This window comes from Pseudomonas baltica, from assembly GCF_014235765.1.
Lineage (GTDB): Bacteria > Pseudomonadota > Gammaproteobacteria > Pseudomonadales > Pseudomonadaceae > Aquipseudomonas > Aquipseudomonas baltica.
Window position 1 is genome coordinate 1,441,592 of the sequence record NZ_JACMYH010000001.1, and the last position, 22,882, is coordinate 1,464,473.

At 64.1% G+C, this 22,882-nt stretch carries 23 protein-coding genes; 11 read left to right on the forward strand and 12 right to left on the reverse strand.

Translation table 11 applies throughout. The features are described from left to right. The first annotated feature begins 1 nt into the window (after position 1). From H7993_RS06365 to H7993_RS06385, 5 genes are read left to right on the forward strand one after another with little or no spacing between them, the layout of a single operon-like run. Positions 2-946 (forward strand): DUF58 domain-containing protein, encoded by a 945-nt coding sequence (locus tag H7993_RS06365; protein WP_185793820.1) that lies wholly within the window; start codon positions 2-4, stop codon positions 944-946. Further along, positions 943-1,440 (forward strand): DUF4381 domain-containing protein, encoded by a 498-nt coding sequence (locus H7993_RS06370; protein WP_122479108.1) that lies wholly within the window; start codon positions 943-945, stop codon positions 1,438-1,440. The genes H7993_RS06365 and H7993_RS06370 overlap by 4 nt, the downstream gene beginning before the upstream one ends. Continuing rightward, a complete protein-coding gene (locus H7993_RS06375) occupies positions 1,433-2,509 on the forward strand; it encodes a vWA domain-containing protein (protein WP_122713125.1) in 1,077 nt (358 codons plus the stop codon). Before H7993_RS06370 ends, H7993_RS06375 begins: the two co-directional genes overlap by 8 nt. Continuing rightward, complete coding sequence (locus tag H7993_RS06380) at positions 2,506-4,248, forward strand: VWA domain-containing protein (RefSeq protein ID WP_185793821.1); 1,743 nt, start codon at positions 2,506-2,508, stop codon at positions 4,246-4,248. The genes H7993_RS06375 and H7993_RS06380 overlap by 4 nt, the downstream gene beginning before the upstream one ends. Next, complete coding sequence (locus tag H7993_RS06385; protein WP_185793822.1) at positions 4,245-5,879, forward strand: BatD family protein; 1,635 nt, start codon at positions 4,245-4,247, stop codon at positions 5,877-5,879. Before H7993_RS06380 ends, H7993_RS06385 begins: the two co-directional genes overlap by 4 nt. 18 nt (positions 5,880-5,897) lie before the next feature. On the opposite strand, the gene H7993_RS06390 is transcribed toward H7993_RS06385, so the two are convergent. From H7993_RS06390 to H7993_RS06420, 7 genes are all read right to left on the reverse strand, one after another. Continuing rightward, positions 5,898-6,941, reverse strand: coding sequence for an AI-2E family transporter (locus tag H7993_RS06390; RefSeq protein ID WP_122797370.1), 1,044 nt, complete (start codon positions 6,939-6,941; stop codon positions 5,898-5,900). A 24-nt stretch (positions 6,942-6,965) separates the two neighbouring features. Then, entirely contained in the window at positions 6,966-7,778 is an 813-nt protein-coding gene (locus tag H7993_RS06395; RefSeq protein ID WP_185793823.1) for a DUF4892 domain-containing protein, read from the reverse strand. Between the two features lie 112 nt (positions 7,779-7,890). Further along, entirely contained in the window at positions 7,891-8,745 is an 855-nt protein-coding gene (locus tag H7993_RS06400; protein WP_185793824.1) for an alpha/beta fold hydrolase, read from the reverse strand. A 3-nt stretch (positions 8,746-8,748) separates the two neighbouring features. Beyond that, positions 8,749-9,192 carry a hotdog fold thioesterase gene (locus tag H7993_RS06405; protein WP_185793825.1) on the reverse strand — a complete coding sequence of 148 codons (444 nt, stop codon included), beginning with the start codon at positions 9,190-9,192 and terminating at the stop codon, positions 8,749-8,751. 18 nt (positions 9,193-9,210) lie between these two features. Beyond that, complete coding sequence (gene sixA, locus H7993_RS06410; RefSeq protein ID WP_185793826.1) at positions 9,211-9,666, reverse strand: phosphohistidine phosphatase SixA; 456 nt, start codon at positions 9,664-9,666, stop codon at positions 9,211-9,213. Continuing rightward, complete coding sequence (locus H7993_RS06415; protein ID WP_185793827.1) at positions 9,663-10,004, reverse strand: DUF4389 domain-containing protein; 342 nt, start codon at positions 10,002-10,004, stop codon at positions 9,663-9,665. The genes sixA and H7993_RS06415 overlap by 4 nt, the downstream gene beginning before the upstream one ends. Before the next feature lie 10 nt (positions 10,005-10,014). Beyond that, complete coding sequence (locus H7993_RS06420) at positions 10,015-11,040, reverse strand: NAD(P)H-dependent glycerol-3-phosphate dehydrogenase (RefSeq protein ID WP_185793828.1); 1,026 nt, start codon at positions 11,038-11,040, stop codon at positions 10,015-10,017. A gap of 192 nt (positions 11,041-11,232) precedes the next feature. Here H7993_RS06420 and H7993_RS06425 point away from each other — a divergent pair, with 192 nt between their 5' ends. From H7993_RS06425 to H7993_RS06440, 4 genes are all read left to right on the forward strand, one after another. Beyond that, a complete protein-coding gene (locus tag H7993_RS06425) occupies positions 11,233-13,137 on the forward strand; it encodes an ATP-binding protein (RefSeq protein ID WP_185793829.1) in 1,905 nt (634 codons plus the stop codon). A gap of 271 nt (positions 13,138-13,408) precedes the next feature. After that, positions 13,409-13,924 (forward strand): 3-hydroxyacyl-[acyl-carrier-protein] dehydratase FabA, encoded by a 516-nt coding sequence (fabA, locus tag H7993_RS06430; RefSeq protein WP_122479130.1) that lies wholly within the window; start codon positions 13,409-13,411, stop codon positions 13,922-13,924. A gap of 11 nt (positions 13,925-13,935) precedes the next feature. Further along, the gene (gene fabB, locus H7993_RS06435; protein WP_122479131.1) at positions 13,936-15,156 is read left to right on the forward strand and encodes a beta-ketoacyl-ACP synthase I; all 1,221 of its coding nucleotides are present in this window, start codon (positions 13,936-13,938) and stop codon (positions 15,154-15,156) included. 140 nt (positions 15,157-15,296) lie between these two features. Further along, on the forward strand, positions 15,297-15,704 hold the full coding sequence (locus H7993_RS06440; RefSeq protein WP_122479132.1) for an OsmC family protein: 408 nt from the start codon (positions 15,297-15,299) through the stop codon (positions 15,702-15,704). Positions 15,705-15,771: 67 nt separating this feature from the next. Here the strand turns inward: H7993_RS06440 and H7993_RS06445 are convergent, their stop codons facing one another. The 3 genes from H7993_RS06445 to H7993_RS06455 all read right to left on the reverse strand — a co-directional run bounded on the left by H7993_RS06445 (position 15,772) and on the right by H7993_RS06455 (position 18,662). Continuing rightward, a complete protein-coding gene (locus H7993_RS06445) occupies positions 15,772-16,500 on the reverse strand; it encodes a dienelactone hydrolase family protein (protein WP_185793830.1) in 729 nt (242 codons plus the stop codon). Positions 16,501-16,570: 70 nt separating this feature from the next. Beyond that, positions 16,571-18,475, reverse strand: a complete 1,905-nt coding sequence (gene htpG, locus H7993_RS06450) for a molecular chaperone HtpG (protein ID WP_185793831.1) — start codon at positions 18,473-18,475, stop codon at positions 16,571-16,573. Positions 18,476-18,491: 16 nt separating this feature from the next. Continuing rightward, entirely contained in the window at positions 18,492-18,662 is a 171-nt protein-coding gene (locus tag H7993_RS06455; protein WP_163007602.1) for a hypothetical protein, read from the reverse strand. Between the two features lie 106 nt (positions 18,663-18,768). On the opposite strand from H7993_RS06455, the gene H7993_RS06460 reads away from it, so the two are divergent. Next, positions 18,769-19,065: a hypothetical protein gene (locus tag H7993_RS06460; RefSeq protein WP_122479134.1), complete on the forward strand. Its 297-nt coding sequence runs from the start codon at positions 18,769-18,771 to the stop codon at positions 19,063-19,065. Positions 19,066-19,203: 138 nt separating this feature from the next. Here the strand turns inward: H7993_RS06460 and H7993_RS06465 are convergent, their stop codons facing one another. Beyond that, on the reverse strand, positions 19,204-20,871 hold the full coding sequence (locus tag H7993_RS06465) for a DEAD/DEAH box helicase (RefSeq protein WP_185793832.1): 1,668 nt from the start codon (positions 20,869-20,871) through the stop codon (positions 19,204-19,206). Between the two features lie 387 nt (positions 20,872-21,258). Here H7993_RS06465 and H7993_RS06470 point away from each other — a divergent pair, with 387 nt between their 5' ends. Next, a complete protein-coding gene (locus H7993_RS06470; RefSeq protein ID WP_185793833.1) occupies positions 21,259-22,050 on the forward strand; it encodes a crotonase/enoyl-CoA hydratase family protein in 792 nt (263 codons plus the stop codon). 26 nt (positions 22,051-22,076) lie between these two features. Here H7993_RS06470 and H7993_RS06475 read toward each other — a convergent pair whose 3' ends face one another. Further along, positions 22,077-22,778: a spermidine synthase gene (locus H7993_RS06475; RefSeq protein ID WP_192057782.1), complete on the reverse strand. Its 702-nt coding sequence runs from the start codon at positions 22,776-22,778 to the stop codon at positions 22,077-22,079. Positions 22,779-22,882 lie beyond the last annotated feature (104 nt).

Genomic DNA, 22,882 nt, shown 5'->3' on the forward strand with positions numbered 1-22,882 from the left:
CATGACCCAGGAGCCGCGGCCAGAGCCTGGCATTCGCATCAGCCTGGCCGAGCTGATCGAAATGCGCCATCGGGTGCGCGAAGTGCAGCTGTTCTCCACCCCGGCCCAGCGCAGCCCGTTGATCGGCCTGCACCACTCCAAACTGCGCGGCCGCGGCGTGGACTTCGACCAGGTGCGCGTGTATCAGGCAGGTGACGATGTGCGCAGCATCGACTGGCGGGTCACGGCGCGCACCCAGGAGCCGCACACCAAGCTGTTCCACGAGGAGCGCGAGCGGCCCATCTTCATTCTCGTCGAGCAGAGCCGGCGGTTGTTCTTCGGTTCGGGCCAGATGTTCAAGTCGGTGCTCGCTGCCCAGGCCGCGGCGTTGATCGGCTGGGCCGCGCTGGGGCACAACGATCGAGTCGGCGGGCTGGTATTCGGCGACGGCGAGCACTACGAGATCAAGCCCCGACGCAGCAAGCAAAGCCTGCTGCAGTTGCTCAACCGCCTGGTGCGGGTGAACCAGTCGCTGCACACCGAAGCGCTGCCGGAAAAGGACGCGCTGGGCATGGCCCTGCGTCGGGCGCGCGAAGTGTTGCGCCCCGGCAGCCTGGCCATCGTCATCTGTGATGAGCGCGCGCTGACCGATGGCGCCGAGCAGCAGCTCAGCCTGCTGTCGCGCCACTGCGACCTGCTGTTGCTGCCGGTTTCCGACCCGCTCGATCATGCGCTGCCGGCCGCCGGGCTGTTGCGTTTCGCCCAGCGCGGCAGGCAGATGGAAATCAATACACTGAACCCGGAGATGCGCCTGGCCTACCGCGCGTTGAGCGAGGCGCGCATCGCCCGATGGGAACGTCTGGGGCAAAAACTGCGTGTACTGTTGATGCCCCTGAGCACGCAGAGCGAGATGATCGAGCAGCTGCGCGAGTACCTCAACCCGCAGCGGCCGGGCAAACTCAAATGAGTACCCTTGAGCAGTTGCAGCCATTGATCGCGCCGCCGCCTATCGGCCTGTGGCCACCGGCGCCTGGCTGGTGGCTGCTGGTCGTGCTGCTGCCGACCTTGGGCTGGGCTGCCTGGCACTGGCGTCACCGCTGGCGGCGCAAGGCCGTGATGCCGGCCACCGTCGAGCAACCCCTGGATCCGGTGCGCCAAGGCGCGCTGGAAGAGCTGGCGCGCTTGCCCAGACCCTACGATGGCGCCCCTGCCGGAGCCTGGCTGCAGCAGATCAACGGCCTGCTCAAGCGCCTGTGCCGCAACCACTACCCGAACGCCAACAGCCATGTACTCAATGGCCGCCAGTGGCTGGCCTTCCTCGACAACCGCTGCCCGGCTGCCGGTCTGACGCGCTGGATGGTACTGGTCGAAGGGGTCTACAAGCCTGAGTGCAAGCTGGACGACAAGGCCATCGCCGGCCTGCAGCAGTCGGTCGAAACCTGGATACGCAAGCATGTTTGAGTTCGCCTGGCTGTGGGTCTTCGCCCTGCTGCCGCTGCCGTGGCTGCTGCGCGTGCTGCTGCCGGCCGCCGACAGCGGCGAGGCGGCGCTCAAGGTCAGCTTCCTCGATGAACTCGAGGGGCTGGCCGGGCGCCGGGCACGCATCAGCCTGCCGACCTGGCAGCAACAGGCGCCGTACGTGCTGCTGTGGCTGCTGCTGCTGATCGCGGCGGCGCGTCCGCAGTGGCTGGGCGACCCCCTGCCCATCGCTGCCAGCGGGCGCGACCTGCTGGTGGCCGTGGATGTATCCGGATCCATGGACTACCCCGACATGCGTTGGCAGAACGAAGACATCAGTCGGCTGGAGCTGGTGCAGCGCCTGCTCGGTGACTTTCTCGAACATCGCCAGGGCGACCGGGTCGGGCTGATCCTGTTCGGCAGCAAGGCCTACGTGCAGGCACCGCTGACCTTCGATCGACGCACCGTGCGTACCTGGCTCGACGAAGCACGCATCGGCATTGCCGGGAAGAATACCGCCATCGGCGACGCCATCGGCCTGGCGCTCAAACGTCTGCGCCTGCGCCCGGCGCAAAGCCGGGTGCTCATTCTGGTCACCGACGGCGCCAACAACGGCGGTCAGATCCATCCCATCACCGCCGCCCGCCTGGCGGCTCAGGAGCATGTGCGCATCCATACCATCGGCATCGGTGCCGACCCCAGTGCCGATGGCGCGCTGAGCATGCTCGGCCTCAATCCCAGCCTGGATCTGGACGAGCCCTCGTTGCGCGAGATCGCGCAGATCACCGGCGGCCAGTACTTCCGTGCTCGCGACGGCGACCAGCTGCAAGCCATCGGCGCCAGCCTCGACACCCTCGAACCGGTCGACCAGAAGCCCACCCAGGCGCGACCGGCGCAAGCGCTGTATAGCTGGCCGCTGAGCGCGGCATTGCTGCTCAGTGTGTTGCTGGTCGTGCGCCAGAACTGGCCGAACAACCCGCTGCAGCTGTTCCTGCGCAAGCGTCGCTTTCTGCCGACAGCTCCGCAGTGGCGCGAGCGCCTGCAGCGGCTGCAATTGCGGAGGCGCAAATGATCGACGCATGGCCGCACTGGTTCCGCCCCTGGTGGCTGCTGGCCTGGCCAGCTTTGGTCTGGCTGCTGTGGCAATTGTGGCACCGGCAGAAACGCGCGGGGCGCTGGCAATTGCTGCTGCCCCGCCACTTTCACGGAGTCCTGCTGGACGGGGGCAGCGGTCGGCAGAGCAAGGCGCCCTGGATAGTACTGGGCCTGGCCTGGCTGTTGACCGCGGTGGCCCTGCTCGGACCCAGCTGGCAGCGTATCGAACAGCCGGGCAGGACCGTCGTCGACCCGTTGGTGGTGGTGCTCGCCCTGAGCCCGGAGATGCTGGCCACCGATGTCGCACCCAATCGCCTGGAGCAGGCGCGGCGCAAGCTGCTGGACCTGCTCGACGCACGCCGCGATGCGCAGACGGCCATTATCGTCTATGCCGGCAGCGCGCACGTGCTGGTGCCGCTGTCCGACGACCTGGGAACCAGTCGCAACCTGCTGGAGGCGATCAAGCCCTCGATCATGCCAGTCGAAGGCCAGCGCGCCGACCTCGGCGTGCAGCGCGCACTGGAACTGCTCGACCAGGCCGAACAGGGCCAGGGCCGCATCCTGCTGCTGGCATCGCAGCTGTCCGAAGCGGAACGCCGCGGGATTTCCCAGCGACTGGACAATCACTCGCCACAGTTGTTGATCCTGGGTATCGGCACCCGTGACGGGGCGCCAGTGAAGCAGGAAGACGGTGAGTTTCTCAAGGACGAGCAAGGCGCGATTCGCTTGCCGCGCCTGGACAGTGTCGGCCTGCGCAGCTTCGCTGCCGATGTCGGCGGCCTGTACCGACAAGCACGTCTGGATGATCTGGACCTGCGCAACCTCGGCTTGCTCGATCGCCCCACGCTGTTGCGCGGCAACGGCACGACGCAGCAGTTGGACAGCTGGGCCGATCAAGGTCATTGGCTGTTGCTGCCTCTGCTGTTGCTGGCGGCGCTCGCTGGCCGCCGCGGCTGGCTGTTCTGTTTGCCGTTATGCCTGCTGATCGTGCCGCAGCCAGGTTATGCCTTCGATGTTCAGGACCTTTGGCTGCGCCGCGATCAGCAAGGCCAGGCCCTGCTCGAACAGCAGCGTCCTGCCCAGGCCGCACGGCGCTTCGCCGATGCGCAGTGGCAAGGCATGGCGCTGTACGAAGCGGGCGACTACGAAGCGGCCGCCGAGCGGTTCGCCCAGGGCGACAGCGCCCGCGACCACTACAACCGCGGCAACGCCCTGGCGCGCAGCGGCGAACTGGAAGCTGCCCTCGACGCCTATGAGCAGGCGCTGGAGCGCCAGCCGGACCTGCAGCCGGCACTGGACAACCGCACGCTGGTGGAACAGCTTCTGCGCCAGGCCCCGGCCGAAGCTCCCGCCGCTTCCGCAGAACGGCCCGCCCAGCCCCGCGCACCAGGTGCCACGGCGCCGGACGCCGAAGATCCGAACGCGTCCGCGGCGGCCGACGCTTCCCCAGGCAACAACGACGCGCAGAGCAGCCGGGAAAACCCCTCGGGTCAGGCGGGGGGAGAACAGAATCAGGCACAATCCTCGGCACCGGCGCAGCCACCGAGCGACGAATCCACGACCCGGCCACCGTCACGACCAACCCAGGCCACCCTGGATGCCGAACAGCGTCAGGCCCTGGAGCAGTGGCTGCGACAGATCCCGGACGACCCGGCCGAGCTGTTGCGGCGCAAATTCTGGTATGAACAGCAACAACATCAGGACAAGATTCGATGAGTCGCTTCAGCGCCCTCTGCATCAGTGCAACCCTGGCCGTGCTTGGCCAATGTGCGCATGCCGCCACGTTGGTGGCCAGCGTCGATCGCTCGCGTCTCAACTCGGGGGAAACGGTCGAGCTGACCCTGGAAACCAACGACGTCACGCAGTTCGGCAAGCCCGACCTGACGCCACTCGAAGGCTCGTTCGATGTGCGCGACACGCGCCAGGTCAATCGCCTGACCAGCCTGGACGGCGACCGCCAGGCCACCACCCGCTGGATTATCACCCTGCTCCCGCGACAGACCGGCAGCGTTACCATCGCTGCGCTGCAACTGGGCGAACTGCGCAGCCAGCCGATCGTCCTGCAGGTGCTGCACAGCGACCCGCCGTTGCGCGCGAACATGGCCCCGGTGTTCATCGACGCCAGCCTGGATGAAGACAGTGTCTATGTGCAGGCCCAGGCAGTATTGACCTTGCGCATCTATCACTCGGTGCCCCTGTACGACGACAGCAGCCTCACACCTCTGCAACTGGCCGAGGCGCGCATCGAGCCGCTGGGCGGATCACGCACCTTCGAGAAGATCATCGACGGCGTCCGCCACGGGGTCATCGAGATGCGTTATGCAATCTATCCGCAACGCAGTGGCGAATTGATTATTCCCGCCCTGGCATTCACCGCCACCACCGTCGAGCCACCCGCAGCTGGCGACAGCGCCAACAGCACGCCGCGGCCCGGCAAGCTGATGAAGGTGACGTCCGCGCAGATGTCCCTGACGGTCAAGGGCGTCCCAGCGGCCTACCCCGCCGACACGCCGTGGTTGCCGGCACGCAGCCTGAGCCTGAGTGAAAGCTGGAACCCCGACCCGCCGAGCAGCCAGGTTGGTGATTCTCTGACTCGCACACTGGAGGTAAAGGCCGAGGGGCTGTCCAGTGCGCAACTGCCGGCGTTGCCCGGTACCGAAGTGGAAGGCTTGCGACGCTACCCGGATCAGCCCCAGTTGAACAACCAGATCGGTGAACGAGGTTTGATCGGCAGCCGCCAGGAACGCGAGGCGCTGGTGCCGGCGCGCAGTGGCACCCTGCAGTTGCCGAGCGTCGAGATGGTCTGGTGGAACACCCATGAGGACCATCTGGAGCGTACCGGTCTGCCGGCGCGCAGTCTGGAGGTTGCCGGCAACGCCGGGCTGATGGTCGATGCGCCGGTCGGTAACCGTGATGCCGAGCCGGACGTGGCCTGGCCGTGGAAGCTGGTCAGCGTCATGCTGGCGTTCACCACGATGATCGGCTTCGCCCTGTGGTGGCGCGCCCGCGGGCAGCCGGCGGTCCTGCGCGCGGCCCAAAGCGGACCAAGCCCGCGCACTTTGCTCGATGACCTCAAGCGCGCCTGTCAAGCCAACGACCCCCAGGCCACCCGCCAGGCTTTGGATGCCTGGGCCCGGCAGCAGCCGGAGACGCTGGCCGACATGACGGCGCGCTTCGTGCCTTTGTCCGACGCTCTGGATGGGCTCAATGGCGCGCTCTACAGCGAAAGCGGCCAATACTGGCAAGGCGAAGAGCTGTGGCGCGCCATCGGCAGCCTCCTGCGCACCGACCCGCCCCTGGAGCCCTCCGCAGAAAACGCCGGGTTGCCGCCGCTGTATCCAAAATGATCCCTACAGGGTGGGTATCTAGAGTGGCTTGTGTTCGGTATGGGTCCAGTCGTGCAGCAGGCTGTAGGCCACTGCCAGCAGGGTCGGACCGATGAACAGGCCGATGAAGCCGAAAGCCAGCAGCCCGCCGAACACCCCCAGCAGCACGATCACCAACGGCAAGTTGCCGCCGCGGCTGATCAGGTAGGGCTTGAGCACGTTGTCCACGCCACTGATGACGAAGGTGCCCCAGATACCGAGGAATATCGCGTAGCCATAGTCGCCCTGCCACACCAGCCAGGCGGTGGCCGGAATCCACGCCAGCGGCGGCCCCATGGGAATCAGGCTGAGCAGGAAGGTGACGATGCCGAGGACCAATGCCCCAGGCACGCCGGCGATCAGGAAGCCGATCAAGGCCAGGATCGCCTGGGCGGCGGCGGTACCGATCACCCCGTTGACCACCCGCTGCACCGTACCCGCCACCAGATCGATGTAGTACCCGGCACGCTCTCCGATCAGACGTTCCAGCAGCCGCAGCACGAAGGCTGCCATGCGCGGCCCGTCGCGATAGAAGAAGAACACGAAGACCAGGCTCAGCGTGAGTTCGAGGATCCCGCCGCCGATCTGCGCGCTGCGCGCCAGCAGGAAATTGCCGACTTGCCCCAGGTACGGCCTTACGCTGGCCAGGAACGCCGCGCCCTGCTCGTCGAGGGTGTCCCAGATACCGACCAGGCTCGCACCGACCAGAGGAATGCCGGCCAGCCAGTCAGGCGCATCGGGCAGCCCGTCGACCTGCACGTCGCGAATGAACGCCGTCGCATCGCGCACGTGATCGGCCAGGTTGAAGCCCAACCAGACCAGCGGCAAGACCACCAGCAGCATCCAGCAGCCGGTGAGAATACCGGCTGCCAGCGACTCGCGGCCATTGAGCCAGCGGGTCAGCAGCCGCATCAGCGGCCAACTGGCGTAGGCCAGGATCGCACCCCACAGCAGGGCTGAACAAAACGGCGCCAGTACCCATAGGCAGGCGCCAAGCAGTGCCAGCAAGACAATCTGTACCAGCAGGCGATCGTTACTCGGCATCAATGCTCCAAAGGCGACGCAGGCTCAACGAATGATTTCCAGATGCAGCCCCTTGACGCTTTCGGTACCGGTTTCCAAGCGAGCCGCGCGCACACCCTTGGCGACCAGCGCATCGCGCCATGCAGCGGCCGCAGCGTTCGATACACCGGATACGCTCACCCGAATCGAGCTATCGAGTTGCAGGCTGCGGGCCAGCAAGGCCACCCAGGTCTCATCGGGCGTTTCGCCCATGGCTGGGTAATCGAGATCGCCGGTGCTGCGCAATTCGTGCAGCACCGTGGCCGGGGTGGGCAACAACTCGCCCAGTGGCGCATCGGCAACGAAGTTTTCGACGTGCAGATAGGCGCGACGGTTGCCACGGGTAATGGCATAGATGGCTGTGAGGGTGTTGTCGTCTGGAGCGGCCTGGCGCAGCAGCACGAACGCCTGCTGATCGTCGGCCCCCGACAGCCGCGCGCCGTCGAAGACATCGTTGACCCACAGGCTGCTTTCACCGCAGTCGCGCGCCTGGCACCAGTACAGCGTGTGCGCGCCCCCCTGCTGCAGCGCCTCGCGGGCATCGTTGAAGGCTTGTCGCGCGGTCTGGGTTTCGGGAAGTTCATACGTGGTAGCGCTGACCTGGCCTCTGGCGTTGACCTGGCCGTCCATGCGCAGCTTGCCGCTGATCTTGCGCAGCGACCCCAGCGGATAGATGCGCTCCTTGTCGACCGCAGGACGTTGGTCGACGACCTTGGCGTCCGGCGGCGCGGGCAGCTCGGCGGCCATGGCTGAGGTGCTCAGGACGGCGCTGCCCAGCAGAGCGGCGAGTACCGGTAGCAGCCGCTTCGAGGCATTCATGAGGGCAGCAAGGCGTGGTGGCCCGGAGGGCTGTAAACGAGCGTAGCAGCGAGTTCCATCAAGGTCTTCTCCTGTTTCAACCTGACAAGCCTCGGCAGTTGCCTGCTGCAAGTCAAGGTATCGCAAAAAAGCGATTGAAACAGTCTGCGACAAGCCTGGCCCCGGTGTCGTCATTCAGGTGCAGGTGATGGCCTCCGGGCAGCGCCTGCAGGGGGAGCCCCAATCGGGCCAGCAGCGCAGTATTTTTCACCAGCAGGCCCTGCTCGGCGAGGATCAACAGGCTCGGGCAGCGAATCGCCTGCACGTACGCCAGTGCCTGTTCTTCGCTCAAGCGCACCGGCGATGGCAGCGTCAGACGGCTGTCGCTACGCCAGCTGAATCCACCTGCCACCCTTTCAAGCCCTCGCGACGCCAATAATTCGGCAGCCTCGTGGCTGACGGCGATACGACCATGCATGCGCGCAAGCACGGCCCGATTGATGTCGGCATACACTGATTTGCGCTTATGACCCAACGCCTGCTGCGCATGCAGGGCTTCGCCCAGGCGCTGTGGCCCCTCCTCGGCAGCGCCCAGCGGCGGTACCACGCCGTCAATCAGCGCCAGGCGCTCTATTCGCTCGGGCAAGGCACTCGCTAGCAAGGTGGCGACGATCCCGCCCAGCGAGTGCCCCAGCAGGGAAAAGCGCTGCCACCCCAGCTGGTCGGCCGCCTGCAGCACATCGTGGGCGTAATCCCACAGGGCATAACCGGCGCCAACCGGACGATGCCCGGAGTGTCCATGCCCGGCCAGGTCGAGGGCGACGATGCGCAGCCCGGTCAGCTTCGGCGCCAGGCGGGCAAAGCTGTTGGCGTTGTCCAGCCAGCCGTGCAGCGCCAGCACCGGCCTGCCGTCTTCGGATCCGTAGACCTGGGCGGCCAGCTCGATATGAGGCAGCGACAGGCGGATTTCGCGGACCGGCGCAGTCATGACTCAGCGGGCCGGCGGGTTCTGCCCCAGCGGCACCACGGCCACTGTCAGGCGCGAAATGCAGCTGGCTTTGCCGTCGTCGCCCTGCAGGCGAATGTCCCAGACGTGAGTGCTGCGGCCAATGTGCACCGCACGGGCCACGCCCGTCACTCGGCCGCTGCGCAACCCGCGCAGATGGTTGGCGTTCACCTCAAGGCCCACACAGTAGAAACGCTCGGTGTCGATGCACAGAAAACTGGCCAAGGAGCCCAGGCTTTCTGCCAGCACCACCGAGGCGCCACCGTGCAGCAGACCGAACGGCTGGTGGGTCCGGGCATCAACGGCCATGCTGGCGGTCAGGGAGTGCGCATCGAAGCTTTCGAAGCGGATATCCAGCAACTCGCCGATGGTATTTTTCTGCGCCGCATTCAAGCGTTCGAGATCCGGTTCGGTGCGCCACAGGCTCATGGGAGTATTCCTGACAGGTTAGGGATGGTTAACGGCGTGCAGGGACATCAGCCCGGCCAGGGGCCAGTCGCCGTGCAGTTCGGCCAAGCTGGCGGTCTGCATGGGTTCCGGCTCGCGCAAGTTGCCGTGAACCAGCAGGCTCAGCAGATTGCCCACCAGCGGCTGGTGGCTGACCAGCAGCACGTTCTCCAGACCCAGCGCCTGCAAGTGCCCGGCCACCTCCAGCGGATCGCTTTCAGGCGTCAGCCACGGCACGGTCTGCACCGCCGGGGCGCCGTGCAGCACGCCGTGGACCAGAGCGGCGGTCTGCTGCGCGCGTACATACGGGCTGGCGAGAATGGCATCCAGAGGTTGATCGTGCAGGCGCGCCGCGCTGGCCAGCGCCTGTCGTTCGCCCACCGAGGTCAAGGCCCGCTCGGCATCGCTGCGGGCATGGCTGACGGCTTCGCCGTGGCGCAGTACCCAGAGCTTCATGGCTTGGGCTCCTCAGCCACGGGACGAGCCGCGCCTGCGTCATAGGCTGCTTCGCCGTCGGCAGGACGCGCCTGTGGCCAATCGGAAAACGGCCAGGGTTTCTGCTCGGTGTGAAAGCTGCCGAAGCGACCGATCTGGGCCAGGTAGCGGCTCAAGCTGTCGCCGAAGGTCATCATGGCAGCGTTCGGCGCGCCCTGGACCAGGCGATGGATGAGTTGCACCAGCACCAGCGCGCCGAGCAGGAACTGGGCAACCTGCCAGACCAGCACGAACACCAGCATCCAGAGCACGCGCAAAAGGATGGCCTCGCGGCCCGGGTCGTTGAAAGGACGGTTCATGACGTGTTCCTCAGTTGAAGCCACTGGTGGAAATGAAATCGACATCGGTCTTGGGTTCGGCCCGCATCAGCAGCTCGATCACCTGGTTCAGCGTACGCCCTTCGAACAGGATTGCGTGCAAGCCCGCCACCAGCGGCATGTACACCTGAAGCTCCTGAGCCTTGGCCTTGAGCACCTTGAGCGTGTTGACCCCTTCGGCCACCTCGCCCAGGCGCGACACGGCGTCCTCCAGGCTCAGGCCTTCGCCCAGGGCAAACCCTACCTGATAGTTGCGGCTCTTGGGCGACGAGCAGGTCACGATCAGGTCGCCCACACCGGCCAGACCGAGAAAGGTCATGGGGTTGGCGCCCTGGCTGACGGCAAAACGCGTCATCTCGGCCAGGGCACGGGTAATCAGCATGCTTTTGGTGTTCTCGCCCATGCCCAATGCCACAGCCATGCCGGCGATGATCGCATAGACGTTCTTCAGCGCGCCGCCCAACTCGACGCCGAAGCGGTCGCCGCTGGCATAGACGCGGAACGTACGCCCATGCAGCACGGCCTGAACGCGCTCGCAGAGGGCTTCGTCGGCGCTCGCCACCACCGTGGCGGTCAGGGCATGTTCGGCGATCTCGCGAGCCAGGTTGGGGCCGGACAACACGCCGATACGCGCGTCTGGCGCAACCTCTTCGAGAATCTCGCTCATCAGCTTGAAGGTCTGCGCCTCGATGCCCTTGGTCAGGCTGACCAGCATCTTGCCGCTCAGTTGATCGGCATGCTGGGCCAGCACGCTGCGCAAGGCGCTCGAGGGCAGCGCGACGAAGATCAGCGCACTGCCGGCGATGGTCGCGGGCAGGTCGGTGACCGGGATCACCCCCGGCAGGATCTTGATGCCTTTGAGGTAGCGCGGATTTTCCCGGTTCAGGCGAATCGACTCGGCCTGCTCCGGGTCGCGCATCCACTGACGGACCGAATGGCCGTTCTCGGCCAGCAGGTTGGCCACGGCGGTGCCGAAACTACCTCCTCCCAGCACGGCTATCGGCTGCTCTTGAGTCATATCCCATCCATTTGGTCGAGTTGAGGGCGATGAGGGGCATTATACGGAGCCACCTCGACACGACCAGTCCCGGCCTGCGCCCCGGTAACAATACGACTGGAATTGTCGCTCTGACCGGTTAACATGCCTGACTGTTCAACTCGATTCAGGCCCTGTCGTGTCCGCCACTTTCCCATTGCCCTGCGCCCCGACATGAAGTTGCGCCTGAACCGCGACATTCATACACGCACCCAGATCATCAGCGTCGGGCCGGCCCTGCTGTTGACCCTGCTACTGATCGGTTTCTTTACCTTCGTGCGTTTGCAGGACCTGCGCCAGGAACTCAATCACACCGGCCAGTTGATCGCCAACCAACTCGCCCCCGCCGCGGAATACGGCGTGGTCACCGACAATGCCGCGGTACTCGAAGGGCTGCTCGGCGCAACCCTGGCTACCCCTCACGTACGTTTCCTGGAGATTCAGGACCAGACCGACCGGCGTCTGGCCTATGTCGAACAGCGGGTCAGGAACGAGCACCGGTCGGCCCATGTCGAAGTGTTCCAGGCACCGATCCAGATCCGTGGGGCCTTCCTGGAAGACCATCAGGCTCAGGTGCAGCAGCACATGGGCAGTGCCAGCAGCGGCGATTACCTGGGCCGGGTGATCGTCGGCATGTCCGACGACGCCTTCAGCGAGCGCCAGCAGGAAATTGTCCTCAAGGCCGCCGTGCTGGCACTGTTCGCACTGTTGTTCACCTATCTGCTGGCCCGGCGGCTGGCGCGCAGCCTGGCCCAGCCCATCAGTGAAATGAGCCGCGTGGTCAAGGCCATAGGCCAGGGCGAGTTCGACCGGCCGCTGCCCATCGTCGACGACAGCGAGCTGGGGCATCTGGCCGGGCATATCAACAACCTTGCCAGCGCCCTGGCCAAGGCCAGCCACGAACAGCATCAAGCCATGCAGCAACTGATCCAGACCCGCGAGGAGGCCGAGCGCGCCAACAGCGCCAAGTCGGATTTCCTGGCGATGATGAGCCACGAGCTGCGCACCCCCATGAATGGCGTGCTGGGCATGCTGCAGCTGCTCGAAACCACCGTGCTGAGCCATGAACAGCGCGATTACGCTCAGGTGGCCACCGAGTCCACCGAACACCTGCTCAAGGTCATCAACGACATTCTGGATTTTTCCCGCATCGAGCGGGCGGCGATGGAGCTGGAGCACATCGGTTTCGGCCTGCACGAGCTGATCACCAGTTGCGTGCAGGCCTTCCAGCACACCGCCAGGCAACGCAAGCTGGCGCTGGAATTGACGCTGGCCGAGGGCATCGAGGGATTGCAGGTCGAGGGCGATCCGACGCGCATCCGGCAGATCCTGGTCAATCTGATCGGCAATGCGCTGAAATTCACCGATGAAGGCGGTGTGGACATCGGTGTGCGCTGGCAGGTGCTGGATCATCAATTGATCTGGCTGACCTGCACCGTGCGCGATACTGGCATCGGCATCGGCGAAGATCGACTGGAAAGCATGTTCGACGCGTTCGCCCAGGCCGACAGTTCGATTTCGCGCCGTTACGGCGGCACCGGCCTGGGGCTGCCGATCGCGCGTACGCTGGCCGAACGCATGGGGGGTACGCTGCGTGCGCAAAGCAAGGAAAGGCACGGCTCGCTGTTCACCCTGGAAATGCCGCTGGCGCTGAGCCAGCAGAGCCTGGCCCGCCCGGCAGCGGTGCCCAACCTGTCCGGCAACGACGACGGCGTCGGTCACAGTGTCTTGCTGGTGGAAGACAACGCGGTCAACCAGACCGTGATCGAAGCCATGCTGCGCAGCCTGGGCTACGCCGTCGATGTCGTCAGCGACGGCGCAGCAGCGGTCAGCCAGGTGCGTGCGCACCTCTATTCGGCGGTGCTGATGGACTGTCGCCTGCCGGTCCTCGACGGCTACGAGGCGTCGCGGCAGATTCGCCAGATTGCTGGCCGCGCAGAGCTGCCGATCATCGCCCTGACCGCCAACGCGCTGCTGGGCGACCGCGACACCTGCCTGGATGCCGGAATGAACGATTACCTGGCAAAACCGTTCAAACGCGCAGATCTGCAACAGGTTCTGCTGCGCTGGACGAGCTGAACGCGCGCTGTGGAATGGAGGCCGGATGTCCTCGTGACAGCGCCCGTTGCTGGCAAGAAATGCTAAAGTGCGGCAGTCTTGTACATCCATTCGGACAAAGCCTGCTGTCTGGCATTATAATTTCAGTGAACAAGTGTACTTCCGTATCGCTTGCGCTGTGACTTTCACTACAACGCAATAGTCTATGTGTAGGCTGCCGACCCAGGCGTTGATTCTTCTGGTCGGTCGGGAAGATCTGCCCCCTGCCACCAGGGACTATTGAGGAGCTCGCATGACCAAACAAAACGCCTTTACTCGGGAAGATCTGCTGCGCTGCAGTCGTGGCGAGCTGTTCGGCCCAGGTAACGCGCAACTGCCCGCCCCGAATATGCTGATGGTGGACCGCATCACCCATATCAGCGCCGAAGGTGGCAAGTACGGCAAGGGTGAATTGGTCGCCGAGCTGGATATCAATCCGGACCTGTGGTTCTTCGCTTGCCACTTCGAGGGCGATCCGGTGATGCCGGGCTGCCTCGGCCTGGATGCCATGTGGCAGCTGGTGGGTTTCTTCCTCGGCTGGCAGGACCTGCCCGGCCGTGGCCGTGCGCTGGGTTCGGGTGAAGTGAAGTTCTTCGGCCAGGTGCTGCCGACGGCCAAGAAGGTCACGTACAACATTCATATCAAGCGCGTGCTCAAGGGCAAGCTGAACATGGCCATCGCCGATGGCTCGGTCAGCGTCGACGGCCGCGAGATCTACACCGCCGACGGCCTTCGGGTCGGCGTCTTTACATCCACCGAAAATTTCTAAGGGTTATCCGCATGCGCCGCGTTGTTATCACTGGTCTGGGCATCGTTTCGTGCCTGGGCAATGACAAAGACACCGTCTCCGCAAACCTGCGTGCAAGCCGCCCTGGCATCCGCTTCAACCCGGAATATGCCGAAATGGGTCTGCGTAGCCAGGTTTCCGGTTCCATCGACCTCAACCTGGAAGAGCTGATCGACCGCAAGGTGTACCGCTTCGTCGGCCATGCCGCCGCCTACGCGTACCTTGCAATGCAGGATGCCATCAAGGATTCCGGCCTCACCGACGAGCAGGTTTCCAACCCGCGTACCGGCCTGATCGCCGGTTCGGGCGGCGCCTCTACCTTGAACCAGATGGAAGCGCTGGACATCCTGCGCGAGAAAGGCGTCAAGCGCGTCGGTCCGTACCGGGTCACCCGCACCATGAGCAGCACCGTCTCGGCCTGCCTGGCCACCCCTTTCAAGATCAAGGGCCTGAACTACTCCATCGCCTCGGCGTGTGCCACCAGCGCGCACTGCATCGGTACGGCCATGGAGCAGATCCAGATGGGCAAGCAGGACGTGGTGTTCGCCGGCGGCGGCGAAGAGGAGCACTGGAGCCAGTCGTTCCTGTTCGACGCCATGGGCGCCCTTTCCAGCAAGCGCAACGACACGCCTGAAAAAGCGTCGCGTGCCTACGACAGCGACCGCGATGGCTTCGTCATCGCCGGCGGCGGCGGCATGGTCGTGGTCGAGGAGCTGGAACACGCTCTGGCCCGCGGTGCCCACATCTATGCCGAGATCGTTGGCTACGGTGCCACATCGGATGGCTACGACATGGTCGCGCCAAGCGGCGAAGGCGCCATCCGCTGCATGCAGCAGGCGCTGTCCACCGTCGATACCCCGATCGACTACCTGAACACTCACGGCACCTCCACACCGGTGGGCGACGTGGCCGAGATGAAGGGTGTGCGGGAAGTCTTCGCCGGCAAGTATCCGGCCATCAGCTCGACCAAGAGCCTGTCCGGGCACTCGCTGGGCGCCGCTGGCGTGCACGAAGCCATCTACTGCATGCTGATGATGGAAGGCAACTTCATTGCCGGGTCAGCCAACATCGACGAACTGGACCCTGCCGTGGCCGATCTGCCAGTGCAGACCGTCACCCAGGAAAACGTCGAAATCAATACGGTGATGAGCAACAGCTTCGGCTTCGGCGGTACCAATGCCACGCTGGTACTCAAGCGTTGGCAGGGTCAGTAAGGCTCGCAGCCCTACTGAAGGACGGCGCCTGCGGGCGCCGTTTTTTTTGCCTGAAATCGGTCGATTGACTGCGGTTGAACCCCCCGGATGGCGCAACCCTCTATACAGTGTGACTCGAGCACACCAACGAAGGGATTTCCATGGCTATCACCGTGACTACCGAACCTGGCGACGGATTTCGCCACAGCATCGACATCGATGGCCGCCACTCTTTTCACACCGACTTGCCGGAAGCCCTGGGTGGGGCAGGTTCGGCGCCCTCTCCCCATGACTATTTCGACGCCGCACTGGGTGCCTGCAAGGCCCTGACCCTGAAGCTCTATGCCCAGCGCAAGAACATCCCGCTCACGGGTGTGAATGTGGAGGTCAAACGCGATGCGAGCGAGGAGCCCACCGGCAAATACCGCCTGCAGGTTAAGCTCACCTTGCTCGGCAACCTGACGGAAGCGCAGCGTCATGACCTGGACCGCGTGGCCGATCACTGCCCGGTGCACAAGCTGATGACCAGTGCAGTGATCGATATCGAGACGTACCTGGCCGAGGCTTAGCAGCCAGGCACCTGGGTGGCGGTTCGACCCTCTTCGCGGCCACGTACCGCCCCCATGGGCCTGCGAATCAGGCCTGAAACACTTCCTCGAGCAGGTTGTGCATGGCCTGAAAGGCGCGCGCCGAGACCTTGGCATCGTACATCTGCACACCCGGGTTGTTGGCCTCGGTGTCGGTGAACGAATGGTAGGCTCCGCCGTAGCTAATCAACTGCCAATCCACACCCGCCGAGTTCATCTCGGAACGGAAGGCCGGCAGCTGTTCGGCAGGCACCAGGGGATCGGCGTCACCGTGCAGCACCAGGACCGAACCCTTGATGTCATGGGCATCGGCCGGGTTGGGCGTGTCGAGTGTGCCATGGAACGAGACGGTTGCCTTGAGCGCCGCGCCCGTACGTGCCAGCTCCAGCGCACAGCACCCGCCAAAGCAGAAACCGAAGGCCGCCGATTGCGCCGGATCGACAGCGGCATGCGTCTGCTCGTGCAGTTGCTGCAGCGCAACCTGCATGCGCTTGCGCAGCAAGGCACGGTCGTTCTTCAGCGGCATCATGGCAGCCGCTGCTTCATCGTTGTTGCCCGGGTGCACGCCCTGACCATACAAGTCGACCAGCAACACCACATAGCCCTTGGCAGCCACCGACTGGGCAATGCGTTCGGCACCTTCGCTGACGCCCATCCAGTTCGGCGCCATCACCAGGCCCGGACGTGGCGACACGATATCGGTGTCGTAGACCAGGCGGCTTTCGTACGCCTGCCCGTCGATTTGGTAGACAACGGATTGAACGGTCAATGTGCTCACGCTTGCATCTCCAAAAGGTCATGACTGAAAACGAAAAAGCCCGCCGAAGCGGGCTTTTTACCTGGACTGTTTAAACGGACAACTCGACCAGCAGCTTGTTCAGGCGTCGAACGTAACCGGCAGGATCCTTGAGGCTGTCACCGGCCGCCAGGGCCGCCTGATCGAACAGGATATGGGAGAAGTCGGCGAAACGATCTTCGCTCTGCTCCACATCCAGCTTGGCGATCAGCGGGTGGTTGGGGTTGAATTCGAAGATCGGCTTGGAGTCCGGCACCTTCTGCCCACTGGCTTCGAGGATCTGGCGCATCTGCATGCCCAGGTCCTGCTCGCCGATGGCCAGGATCGCCGGCGAATCGGTGAGGCGATGGGAAACCCGCACTTCACTGACCGAATCGCCCAGCGCCGCTTTCAGGCGCTCGACCAGGCCTTCCTTGTCCTTGGCGATTTCTTCCTGGGCTTTCTTGTCTTCCTCGGAATCCAGCTTGCCCAGGTCGAGGTCGCCACGGGCAACGTCGACGAAGCCCTTGCCGTCGAATTCGGTCAGGTAGCTCATCAGCCACTCGTCGATACGATCAGTCAACAGCAGCACTTCGATGCCTTTCTTGCGGAAGACTTCCAGGTGCGGGCTGTTCTTGACTTGTGCGTAGGACTCGCCGGACAGGTAGTAGACCTTGTCCTGACCTTCCTTGACCCGTGCCAGGTAGTCAGCCAGGCCAACGCTCTGCTCGCCGCTGTCGTCGCTGGTGGAAGCGAAGCGCAGCAGGCCGGCGATCTTTTCCTTGTTGGCGAAATCTTCCGCAGGACCTTCCTTGAGGACCTGGCCGAAGTTCTTCCAGAAGCCCTTGTACTGCTCGGGTTCGTTCTTGGCCAACTTCTCGAGCATGTCGAGCACACGCTTGGTCAGCGCCGTCTTCATCGAGTCGATGATCGGATCTTTCTGCAGGATCTCGCGCGAAACGTTCAGGGACAGGTCGTTGGAGTCGACCACACCCTTGATGAAGCGCAGGTACAGCGGCAGGAAGGATTCGGCCTGGTCCATGACGAACACGCGCTGCACGTACAGCTTGAGGCCACGCGGTGCTTCGCGCTGGTACAGATCGAACGGCGCGCGCGCAGGTACGTACAACAGCGATGTGTATTCCAGCTTGCCTTCGACCTTGTTGTGGCTCCAGCTCAGCGGGTTCTCGTAGTCGTGACCGACGTGCTTGTAGAACTCCTGGTATTCCTCGTCCTTGATGTCGGTACGCGGACGGGTCCACAGGGCGCTGGCGCGGTTGACGGTTTCCCACTCCTGCGCCGGTGCCTCGTCGCCTTCGACGGGCGAGCTTTCCTGGGGCAGCTCGATCGGCAGGGCGATGTGGTCGGAGTACTTCTTGATGATGTTGCGCAGACGGTAACCGTCGGCGAATTCGTCTTCGGCGCTTTTCAGGTGCAGAACGATGCGCGTGCCGCGTTCGGCCTTCTCGACGTTGGCAACCTCGAAGTCGCCCTCGCCCTTGGAGGACCAATGCACGCCTTCGCTGGCAGGGCTGCCGGCGCGGCGGCTGTACACGTCAACCTGGTCGGCGACGATGAAGGCCGAATAGAAGCCCACGCCGAACTGACCGATCAGGTGCGAGTCCTTCTTCTGGTCGCCGGTGAGGTTCTTCATGAAGTCGGCAGTGCCGGACTTGGCGATGGTGCCCAGGTGGGTCACTACATCGTCACGGTTCATGCCGATACCGTTGTCTTCCAGGGTGACGGTCTTGGCGTCCTTGTCGAAGCTGATGCGAATTTTCAGCTCGCCGCCACCTTCGAGCAGCTCAGGCTTGGCCAGCGCTTCGAAACGCAGCTTGTCGACAGCGTCGGAGGCGTTCGAGATCAATTCGCGAAGGAAGATTTCCTTGTTGGAATACAGCGAATGGATCATGAGGTGCAGCAGTTGCTTCACCTCGGTCTGGAAGCCCAGGGTTTCCTTTTGAGTTTCCACACTCATGGTCATCAAACTCCAATCAGATGGCAGGTGCCGCCGATGAGCGGCGGGATGACAAGGAGATGGGGCCGCCGATCGGGATTTCAAGGGTGGCTTCGACAGGCGAGCCAGCCAGGGCTCGTGCATCGACCTTTTCACCCAAGACCGCCGTGAAAACCGGGTGGATGCTTGAACGGTACAGCAAGGTCATGGAAAAACCTCATTGCGATCCGATACTTATATATAACCGCAGTGACGGAACTTATATCCGGCGCACACCCTCTTAGCCTCGTAGATACCCAATAAGGAGAAACATCATGCGCAAGACACTCGCTTACTCCCTGATGCTGGCTGCCACCCTTGGTCTGGCTGCATGCGACAAGAAATCCGAAGACAAGGCCCAGGACGCTGCCGAGCACCGTCAGGAAGCGCAAGAGAAAATGGATTCGGCTCAAGACAAGATGAATGACGCCGCCAAGGAAAACGCCAAGGCCAACGAAGCGGCCATGGAATCGAACAAGGCTGCAGCTCAGGAAGCTACCAAGTCCGATTCGAGCATGCCGGTCGCACCAGGTACCACTCCGGCTACCCAAGTGCCGCCAGCCAAGAACTGATTGATCGGCGGTGTCCGCTTCGCGGGCAGGGCCCGCTCCCACAGGAGCGAGCTCGAGCTGGCGATGTACGAGCCGCGATCAAGACAAAAAAATCCCCGAACCAGTCGGGGATTTTTTATGCCTGAAGACTATGGGCAATCAGTCTTCGCGATAGCGACGCAGTTTCAGCTGCTTGCCAGCGACACGGGTGTCCTTGAGCTTGCTCAACAGATTCTCCAGGCCATCTTCCGGCAGCTCGACCAGGCTGAAGCTGTCGCGCACCTGAATGCGACCGATGGCTTCACGGGCCAGCCCGCCTTCGTTGAGGATGGCGCCAAGCAGGTTCTTCGCGGCGATGCCGTCGCGAGCACCTAGGGCCGTACGGCAGCGTGCGCGGCCTTCGCCCAGGGGCATTGGCGCGCGGCGCTCACGGTCACTGCGCTCAGGACGATCACCGCTGCTGGTGCGTTCGCGCGGAGCGCTGGTCGGAACCAGAGGCTGCTCCTTCTCGACCGCATCCAGGGTCAACGCCTGGCCATTGGTGGCCTTGCGCAGCAGGGCTGCGGCCAGGGCGCGCGGGGTGCAACCGATGTCGGCGGTCAGGCGATCGAGCAACTCGCCATGGGTGCTTTCGGCGTCTGCGACCAGCGGAGCGAGGCTGTTGGTCAGCTTCTTGATGCGCGCATCCAGCACGGCCTGGCCGTTGGGCAGGCGAACCTCGGCAACCTTCTGCCCGGTCACGCGCTCGATCACCTGCAGCATGCGGCGTTCACGCGGGGTGACCAGCAGCAGCGCACGGCCTTCGCGACCGGCACGGCCGGTACGACCGATACGGTGCACGTAGGACTCGGGGTCGTACGGCATGTCGACGTTGAACACGTGAGTGATGCGCGGTACGTCCAGGCCACGAGCAGCGACGTCGGTGGCGACGACGATATCCAGGCGGCCATCCTTGAGCGACTCGATGACGCGCTCACGCTGGTTCTGGGCAATGTCACCGTTGAGTGCCGCGGCTTTGTAGCCTTTGGCTTCCAGGGCGCTGGCCAGGTCGAGCGTGGCTTGCTTGGTGCGCACGAAGGCGATCAGGGCGTCGAACTCTTCGACTTCCAGCAGGCGCAGGACAGCCGAGGTCTTCTGGTCGGCGTGAACCAGCAGGTGAGCCTGCTCGATCGCGGTGACGGTCTGAGTCTTGGTCTGGATCTTGACGTGCTTGGGGTCACGCAGGTGACGCTCGGCGATCGCGCGGATCGACTGCGGCAAGGTGGCCGAGAACAGTACGGTCTGGCGAGTCTCGGGCATGGCCTTGAAGATGACTTCCAGGTCATCCATGAAGCCCAGCTTGAGCATTTCGTCGGCTTCGTCGAGCACCAGGTGGTTCACGGTGGCGAGGACTTTCTCGTCACGACGCAGGTGGTCGCACAGACGGCCGGGGGTGGCGACGACGATTTGCGCGCCGTTGCGGATTGCTTTCAACTGCGGGCCCATCGGGGCACCGCCGTACACGGCCACTACGGTAACGCCAGGCATCTGCTTGGCGTAGGTTTCGAATGCAGTGGCTACTTGTAGCGCCAACTCACGGGTTGGCGCCAGGATCAGGGCTTGCGGCTCGCGCTTGCTCGGGTCGATACGATGCAGGATCGGCAGAGCGAAGGCCGCGGTCTTGCCGGTGCCTGTCTGCGCCTGGCCGATCATGTCATGACCGGCGAGAATGATCGGGATCGATTGTTGCTGGATAGCCGAAGGCTCTTCGTAGCCGGTAGCGACTACAGCAGCAACAATGTTCGGATGAAGTTCGAGAGCGGCGAAGCCGCCGATTTCCTGGGTCATGGGTCTGCCTCTAAGTGCATCCGCAAAGACCCATGCTCCAAAGCTGCGCATGCCTTGTAAGACTCGAGAGTCACCCTGGCAGCTTTGTCGGCGGGGATTTGCGAAAACGATTGAATGAAAGAATCGTTAGGGAGAGTCCGCGGAACGGACATGCAGCCGAAGCTGTCTTCGGGGGATTGCGCTACCTAAACGTGGCCTGGTTAAAGACCGGCGCGCACTATACCTGAAAATGGCCGCGACGTGAGACTTTTTTGAACCATCGTGCCGCGTGCACGCCTCAGCCACACGGGCTTTGCGCGAATCGGCGGCGCAGTCTATTTTAGCAGAGGCGCCTGCGCAGGTGCGGCAGCTGAAACCTTTCACTCAAACCATTCCGAGGATGCCGTCATGCCTACCCCCTGCCCCGGCAAGGTCAGCTGCGAGCTGCGCGAGCACGTCATGCTCATAGGCCTGGACCGTACTGCCAAGCGCAACGCCTTCGACCTGCCCATGCTCGACGCCCTGAGCCTGGCCTACGGCGCGTTCGAGCGCGAGCCGGCGGCACGCGTGGCCCTGGTGTTCAGCCATGGCGAGCACTTCACTGCGGGGCTGGACCTGGCCGAGGTGAGCACGCGCCTGAGCCAGGGCTGGCAGGTACCCCCTGGGGGCTGCGATCCCTGGCGAGTCTCGGGTGGGCCGGTGGTAAGCAAGCCGGTGATCGTCGCAGCCCAGGGTTATTGCCTGACCGTGGGCATCGAACTGATGCTCGCGGCCGATATCAACCTGTGCGCGAGCAACACCCGTTTTGCCCAGATGGAAGTGCAGCGCGGCTTGTTCCCGTTCGGCGGCGCCACGCTGCGCCTGCAGCAGATAGCCGGCTGGGGCAACGCCATGCGCTGGTTGCTGACCGGCGATGAGTTCGATGCCCATGAAGCCTTGCGCCTGGGTCTGGTGCAGGAAGTGATGGCCAGCGAAGACCTGCTGCCCAACGCCCTGCAGCTTGCTCAGCGGATTGCCCGACAGGCACCGCTGGGCGTGCAGGCGACCCTGGCGTCGGCACGCCTGGCCGTGAGCGAAGGTGAAGGCGCCGCCAGCCGCCAGTTGGCGGCAACCAGCGGGCGCCTATTCGCCAGCGAGGACGCGCGCGAAGGTCTGGCGGCCATGCAGCAGCAGCGCCCTGCCCTGTTCCAGGGCCAGTAGCGTCGCCAGTGGTGCGGCGCACTGCCTCAGCTGGCCGGGCGCACCAGGTCGATCAGGCCCTGCAGCGAGTAACCCAGCCGGGGCGCGAGGGCCTCGGCACGCTGGCACAGGCCGGCCATGTCCAATACCTGCTCGACATCGGCCGGCACCATGACGATCACGTTGCCCTCCTTGACTGGCAATTCCCAGTAGTGACGCTGGTAGAGCCCGCGCAGCAAGGCGGCCCCGAGCGGCTTGCCGTCGTCACCGGCCCACTGGTTGATGATCAGCCAGCCATCGGGGTTCAGGCGTTGCTGGCACTGTTCCAGGAACCGCCAGGCCAGGTGTGCGGGGGCCGGGCCGTGGTCGGTGTACAGGTCGACGAAGATCAGGTCGGCGGTTTCGGCAGTGGGCAGCAGTTCAAGCGCGTCGCCGACGCGGATGTACAGCCTCGGATCGTCTTCCAGGCCCATGTATTCGATGGCCAGGCGAGGCACGTCCGGGCGCAGTTCGATGCACTCGACGTCTTCCAGGGGCAGGAACTTCAGGCAGGCCTGGGTCAGGGTACCGGCACCCAGACCCAGGAACAGGGCACTTTCAGGTTGCGCATGGCAAAGCGCGCCCACCAGCATGGCACGGGTGTAGTCGTATTCCAGCCAGCTGGGGTCGGCCGTGAACGTGCAGCTCTGTTCGATGGCATCGCCGAATTCGAGGAAGCGGTAGTCGGCGACTTCCAGCACGCGGATCATGCCCCAGGCGTCGTGCACCTCGGCCAATATGCGCTCGGTGCGTTCGCGGGGTTGCAGGGTGTCTTGGTCTTCCACCTGGAGGCTCGTCACGACGTATGAAAGCG